Source organism: Pseudomonas parasichuanensis, from assembly GCF_021601385.1.
GTDB lineage: Bacteria > Pseudomonadota > Gammaproteobacteria > Pseudomonadales > Pseudomonadaceae > Aquipseudomonas > Aquipseudomonas parasichuanensis.
Genome location: NZ_BQHO01000041.1, coordinates 37,610 through 44,194, shown reverse-complemented (window position 1 = coordinate 44,194; position 6,585 = coordinate 37,610). Strand labels below are relative to the sequence as shown.

General features: G+C 69.0%; 5 protein-coding genes. 1 reads left to right on the top strand and 4 read right to left on the bottom strand.

Annotation, left to right across the window (positions count from 1 at the left end):
- From L6D77_RS24180 to hflK (L6D77_RS24165), 4 genes are all read right to left on the bottom strand, one after another.
- Positions 1 to 1,628: heavy metal translocating P-type ATPase (locus tag L6D77_RS24180; RefSeq protein WP_236170185.1), on the bottom strand; the 1,628-nt coding region annotated here is incomplete at its 3' end.
- The gene (gene hflK, locus L6D77_RS24175; protein ID WP_232885475.1) at positions 1,625 to 2,644 is read right to left on the bottom strand and encodes a protease modulator HflK; all 1,020 of its coding nucleotides are present in this window, start codon (positions 2,642 to 2,644) and stop codon (positions 1,625 to 1,627) included. The genes hflK (L6D77_RS24175) and L6D77_RS24180, both read right to left, overlap by 4 nt.
- Positions 2,637 to 3,641, bottom strand: a complete 1,005-nt coding sequence (locus L6D77_RS24170; RefSeq protein WP_232885476.1) for an SPFH domain-containing protein — start codon at positions 3,639 to 3,641, stop codon at positions 2,637 to 2,639. The genes hflK (L6D77_RS24175) and L6D77_RS24170 overlap by 8 nt, the downstream gene beginning before the upstream one ends.
- Complete coding sequence (gene hflK, locus L6D77_RS24165) at positions 3,638 to 5,617, bottom strand: protease modulator HflK (protein ID WP_232885477.1); 1,980 nt, start codon at positions 5,615 to 5,617, stop codon at positions 3,638 to 3,640. The genes L6D77_RS24170 and hflK (L6D77_RS24165) overlap by 4 nt, the downstream gene beginning before the upstream one ends.
- A 279-nt stretch (positions 5,618 to 5,896) precedes the next feature.
- Between hflK (L6D77_RS24165) and pmrG the strand changes: the two genes are divergently transcribed.
- Positions 5,897 to 6,583: a lipopolysaccharide core heptose(II)-phosphate phosphatase PmrG gene (gene pmrG / locus L6D77_RS24160; protein ID WP_232885478.1), complete on the top strand. Its 687-nt coding sequence runs from the start codon at positions 5,897 to 5,899 to the stop codon at positions 6,581 to 6,583.
- Positions 6,584 to 6,585 lie beyond the last annotated feature (2 nt).

Genomic DNA, 6,585 nt, shown 5'->3' with positions numbered 1-6,585 from the left:
ACCACGCCCGCCTTGAGCGCCAGTGAATCATTGATGCCATCGCCAACCACCAGCGGCCGAAAACCGGCCTGCAGCTCCTGATTGACGTGGTGCAGCTTGTCGTGCGGCAGTGCCTGGGCAACCACGCTGCCGATTCCGGTCTGTGCGGCGATGGTGTCGGCCACACGCTGGCGGTCGCCGGTCAGCAGCAACTGGCGCCCCAAGCCCAGCTCGCGCAGTTGCGTCATGGCCTCGGCGGCTTCGGCGCGCAGGGTGTCGGCCAGCAGCAGCCAGGCCACGAAGCGGCCATTCAGGGCCAGCCCGGCGATCGGCCCGTCATGGGTCGGCACCGGGGGCATGGCGATGCCCAGCTGCTGGAACAGCTCCGGGCGCCCCAGCGCGGCCTCGCCTTCGGCAGTGCGGGCCAGTACGCCGAAACCCTGGCGTTCGCGCAGATCACTCAGGGCCAGTAACCGATCATGGCTGACCAGCCGGGCCAAGGCGCGGCTTACCGGGTGGCTGCTGGCCGTGCCGAGGCTGGCTGCGAGGCGTTTGACCTGGTCGTCAGACCATTGCGAAGTACTGTTAAGCACCTGCTGCAGGTGCAGGCTGCCGTGGGTGAGCGTGCCGGTCTTGTCGATCACCAGCGAGGACAGGTCGGCAAGCTCTTCCAGAAACGCCGAGCCACGGATCAGGATGCCGTGCCGCGCGGCCACGGCAATCCCGGCCACGGCGGTGGCCGGGGCCGACAGCACCAGCGCACAGGGGCAGGCGGCCACCAGCACGGCGAGCATGGCCTGGGCATCGGCGGTGATGAACCAGGTGGCGGCGGCGATCAGCAACACCAGCAGCAGGTAACGCCCGGCATAGCGCTCCAGCAAGCGGGTGATCGGCGGCTTGGCCTGCTCGGCGCGCTGCATCAGGGCGATGACCTTGCCCAGCGTGGAATCGTCGCCCACGCGGGTGACTTCGATGCGCAACAGGCCATCGAGGTTGATCGCGCCGCCATGCACCAATGCGCCGGCCTGCACGTCCTGGGGCAGGCCTTCGCCGGTGATCGGCGCGGTATCCAGGCTGGCCTGGCCCTCCAGCACCCGGCCATCGGCCGGGACGCGGTCGCCGGCACGCACTTCGACCTGGTCGCCCGGTACCAGGCTGGCATTGTCCACCTCGCTGACCTGGCCATCCGCGCCGATCCGCCGCGCCTGGCTGCGGGTCAGGCGCCCCAGGGCCTCGATCGCCTCTTGCGAGCCGATCACGCTGCGCTCTTCGAGCACGTGGCCGAGGATCATGATGATCGGCAGCAATGCGGCGGTGGCCAGGTCGCCCGTGGCCCAGGCGCCGAGCATGGCCAGGCCGATCAGTTGGTCGGTGATGCCGTGCAGGCTCGGGTGGCGCAGGCTGAACCAGGCCGAGCGCAACACCGGCACCGCCACCAGCAGCGACGCGCAGCCCAGCAACAGTTGCGCCACGCCCTCCTGGGCCGGGGCCAGCCAGCGCCAGGCCAGGCCCAACCCGAGCAGGCCGAGGGCGAGCATGGCCAGGGTCAGTTGGCGGGCCGCCTGGCGGCGCTCGTCGCTGGACAGCAGCCCCGCGGTGATATGCACGTGGCCATGGTGGTGATGATGGCCGTGGTGGTGAGTGCTCATGGTTTGGGGCCTTCCAGGATCATGCGCCCGGCATCGCCAGGGTCGACGGTGGTTACGCTGCCTGCGTGGGACAGGATGGCGGGCATACGTTCGCGGTACAGGCGCAATAACAGGTCCGGGTCCTGCTGCCCGCCCAGGCCGACGATGGTCGCCGTGCTGGCCTGGGCCCTGGACACACGCTCACGCCCCTCGGCCTCGGCCACCTGCAAGGTGCGGTCGGCGGCCTGGGTGGCTTGCTGCAACTGCCGGGCGGCATCGTTGCGCGCGCTGGCGATCGCCTGTTCGGCCTGCTGGCTGGCGGTGAGCACGGCGTTGAAGGCATTGACTGCCGCCACCGGCAGCGAGGACTGCACATCCACCCGCACCACCTCGATGCCCAGCTCGCCGCCGGCCGCCTTGAGCGCCGCCAGGCGCTGGTTGATGCCCTGCTGCAGGTCGCCCCGCAGGCGCTCGCGGCGCTCGGCAAGGCCGCTGTCGGCGCCGACCAGTTCCGGGCGGGCGACCAGGATCGCGTCCATGTCGCGCGAGGCGCAAACCTGTACCGCGCTGCGCTCGACCAGGCGCTCCAGCGCCGGCAGCACATGCTCGCCCTGGCGGGTAAAGGCGTAGGGTTCATTGACCTTGTAGAACACCCGTACGTCCAGCTGCACCATGCCCGCGTCGCCGCTGAGCAGGTAGCCCGACCCCGCCGTCGCGTCGCCGGCCAGCTTGCCGTCCAGGTCGGCCTTGCGTGCCAGCTCCGAGCGCAGCAGCAGCTCGACCCGGCGCTCGCTCACCCGGTCGGCCGACGGCAGTATCAGCACCTGTTCGAACGGCCGCGGCCAGGCCAGCAGCAAGCCGGCGTTGTGGATCCGTGACTCGGCGCCCAGGCGCAGCACCACCGCACGGTTCTCCGGGCCGATTTCACGGACATTGCCAAACAGCCAGCCCAGCGCCGCCAGCAAGGTGACCGCATACAGCGCGATGAAACCAATGCCGCCGGCCTGCAGCCACGCGCTACCACGCGGGTTAGTCATGGGCACGCCCCGCCGGCAATGCCGGGCCGTCCACCAGCGCACGGAACGGTGCCGCGTCGGTGCGCAGCACCAGGCGAGTGCTGGGCGTGACCAGGGTGCCCAGGGTGTCGAGCGAGCGCAGCAAGCGGTACAGCTCGGGCGCACCGGCATAGGCCTTGCCGTAGATCTGCGCCGCGTCGACCTGGGCCTGGGCCTGGACCTGCGCGGCCTTGACGCTGGCGTCGGCTTCGAGGATGCGCGCGTCACGCTCGGCGGCGGAGCGAATCTCGGCGGCCTTGCGCTTGCCTTCGGCGGTGCGCTCGGTGGCGATGGTTTCGCGCTCGGCACGCATGCGGTCGACAGTGGCTTCGAGGGTTACCTTGGGCAGGGTCAGTCGCTCGATGCCCACCTGCACCACCTTGATGCCGTAGGTGTGCGCCAGTTGTTCGGCTATCTGCTGCTGCAAACGCTGCTCGAAGGCATCGATGCGCACACGGCTGGCATCCACGTTCACCAGGTCGGCCAGCTGGAAGCCGCTGGCGCTGGTTTCCAGGGCCGAGCCCACCAGGGTGCGGATCTGCCGCGCGGCTTCATCAGGCTGGTTCTGCACGGCACGCATGAAGCGCTGGATGCTCTGCGGATCGGCCGCCACCTGCCAGGCGATATAGGCCTGCACGATGATCCGCAGACCATCGCGGGTACCGACGTCCTGCAGGCCGCTGGAGGTGGTGCGCAGGCGCAGGTCGACCGGCACCGCCGCTTCGAACGGCACCGGCCAGCGCCAGGCGAGGCCCGGCGCCAGCAACACCCGCGACGGGTTGCCGAAGCGGGTGATGACGGTGGCCTCGCCGACCCGCACCTGCACTAGGCTGGCGGTCGCGGCGAGCAGCAGCACCAGCAGCGCGGCGATCAATATCCGGCGCCGGGCGGGGCCGGCCGGGGCCTGGTCAGCATGGGAATGGCCGTGATCATGGTCGCAGCCATGGTGGTCGTGGGCGGCATGGGTGCTCTGGCTCACTTGGCGTGCTCCTGGTTGCGGGTACTGGAGGTTGATAGCGCTGGGTCCACCGGCAATCCATAGCTGCGCAGGTCCAGGGTCGGCGCCTGGGCCGCGCCCAGGCGGTGGTCGATGATCAGGCTGTGGGCGCCGGCCAGCCCTTGGCTCAGCCGGTCCAGGTACTGTTCAAGCACGAAGGCCTGGCCAGCACCGGCCCAGGCCGCCCGTTCGGCATCGAACAGCAGCGCCGCCGCCTGGGCCTTGGCGCGGGTTTCATGGGCGCTGCCGCTGGCCGAGTCTGCGGCCACGGTGGCGGCTTGGCGGGCCAGGCTAGCCTGCTGTGCGGCCTGGCCACGGTCACGGGCGATCAGCGCATCGGCGTTGATCTGCGCGGCCTGCACACCGTGGTAGGCATTGGCCGCGCCGGCGGGCGGATGGATCGCCTCGATCGCGGTGGCGAGGATCTCCACCCCGCTGTCCAGTTGGTCGAGGTCGGCCTGCACCGCCCTGCCGATATCCTGGCCCAGGGCTTCGCGCGCTTCGCCCAGCACACCGTCGAGCGAGCGCCCGGCAAAGTCGTGTACCAGCACCCGGTTGGCGACGCTGCGCAGCAATTGTTCAATATCGCTACTGTGGTAGGTGGCGGCCAACGCCGCAGCGTCGCTCAGGCCGATGCGGTAGATGAAGCGCACGTCCATGTTGACGATCTGGAAGCTCTGCGCATCGCCATCGCTGCCCGCGATCACCTGGGCGTTCTCGCTGACGTGGGTGGCATCCCACAAGCGATTGGCAGCCACGGGCGCAGGCCCTTCGGCAGCGGCCAGGGGCTCGGCGGCAGCGGTGTCGCCGGTGCTGGCCAGCTCATGAATAGTGCCGTTGTCCACCCGCACCACCTTGCCCAACGGCCAGGGCAGCCCCAGGTGCAAACCGGGTTGATAGACCTGTACCGGCTTGCCGAAGCGCTCGTACACGCCGCGCCCGTCCATGGGCACCTCGACGATAGCGGTGAGCAGCCAGCCGACCAGGCCGACCAATGCCAATACCGGCAACAAGGCCCGACGCATGAAGCCGAAAGCCCAGATCTGTTGCAGGTCGATACCCAGGCGCTGGTGCAACTCGCCCCGCAAATACGCCAGTGGCCGCGGCGGCCATTGCAGCGCACCGGCGACCAGGCTGCGCGCCACCAGATGCGGTTCGCGGCGTGGGTGGCGCGGGCTGAACACCGACAACACGGCCCGCAGCATCAGCTCGACGGCCAACAGGCCAGGCAGCAACCCGATCAGCACCGCCAGGCGTGCCGGCCACAACCGTTCGCCGTCGGCGAACACCAGGCAAGGGATCGACAACACCAGCACGGCGATCAGCAGGCGTAACTGCGCCGCCAGCGCCGTGGCTTCGGGCCACGCGTTGGCGTCACTGCCGGCCAGGTGGCGCTCGACCACCACCAGCCCGAAGGCGATCAGCGCCCACCCCCCCACCGCCACCCAGCTTGCCTGGTGGGCCAGGGCGGCGGCCGGCAGATCGAGCCGCCAGTACCCTTGCACCAGCAGTAGCGCCAGCAGTGCCAGGCCGAACAGCCACAGCGCATCGCCGCCGATGCGCCGCAATTGCCTGCGGCACAGCTCACTCAGCCGTTCGAGCCAGCGCTCGTAAGGGCTGAGCAGCTCGGGGTCGCCCTGCTCCTGCAACGCCTTGCGCCAGGGCGCCAATTGCGCGGGGTGCTGGCCGATGGCCGTGGCGCGCCAGCTGGCAACCACCCAGGCCGACCGGCTGCTGGCGGCGACAAGCAGCCAGGCGGCGGCATTGATGCTCAGCAAGGGTGCCCAGTGCGAAGCGGGCGCGAACAGCCCGACAAAGAACGCCAACCCACTTTGCAACGCTGACGCGGCCAGCGCGCTGTAGACCAGCAATACCAGGCGGCGTGCCTGCGTGGGGGCTTGCTGGAAGCGTGCAATCCCCTGCAGGTCCAGGCCGTGGCTATCCAGGTTGACGCTCATGAAAACTCCAGAGACTGAGGGTGCATGGCCGCAGGATGGTCACCCACCCGGCATGCTGGCGCAGAAACACGGCGCGGCTAATATCGTTATGTTATAGCAACGCCAGTGAAAAAATTGTGAGGAAATATTTCATCGATTTCATCGACAAGATCGCCGCTCGCATTTTTTTCACATCCCCCTCACCGTCTCCCGACATTCGACTTTCTAAAGTGCCGCCACTCGTGATGCCTGTGGCCCTGCGCCGCTGCATCCCACATTGCTCACCCACGGAGTGACTGCATGCTGCAAGGCACCCTCGTCAAACCCACCTCCCTCAAGCCCTCCCGGCGCGTTCGGCTTTCCCCCACGGCTTTGATCGCCGGCCTGTGCGTGGCGTTGACCCTGGCCACCGCAGGGGCGTGGTATGCCGCACGCACCCAGGTACGCGACCTCGGCAGCGAGCGGCAGATGAACCGCAGCGGCACCTACGCCGCCTGGGCCAAGGGCTCGGCCATTGTCCTGGTGCGCCATGCCGAACGCTGCGACCGCTCCCATGCCGCCTGCCTGAGCGACCCTGCCGGTATTACCGAGGACGGCAGCCGTGCCGCCGTGGGCGTAGGCCTGGGGCTCGAGCGGCTGGGGCTGCAGGACAGCGATGTGCTGGCCAGCCCCGAGGTGCGTACCCGGCAGACGGCAGGTTTCATGTTCGGCAAGAACATCACCACCCAGGACTGGGTGGCACGCTGCGATGCGACCTTCGCCAGCGCGGTGTTCGACCACAAGCGGCCCGGCCATAACCTGGTGCTGGTGACCCACAGCGGCTGCATCGACCAGCTCGAGCGGCAACTGGGCGTAGCCGGCGGCGAACGCAGCAGCGGTTATGCAAGTGCCTTGTTCCTGTCGGTCGACAGTGCGGGCAAACCACAGATTCTTGGCCAGATGAACGCCACGCAGTGGCGCAACCTGGCCCCAGGCAAAGGGATGTGACC

Excerpts from the sequence above, each read along its gene's own strand:
- hflK (WP_232885475.1), bottom strand. The coding sequence starts at position 2,644 with ATGACTAACCCGCGTGGTAGCGCGTGGCTGCAGGCCGGCGGCATTGGT.
- hflK (WP_232885477.1), bottom strand. The coding sequence starts at position 5,617 with ATGAGCGTCAACCTGGATAGCCACGGCCTGGACCTGCAGGGGATTGCA.
- pmrG (WP_232885478.1), top strand. The coding sequence starts at position 5,897 with ATGCTGCAAGGCACCCTCGTCAAACCCACCTCCCTCAAGCCCTCCCGG.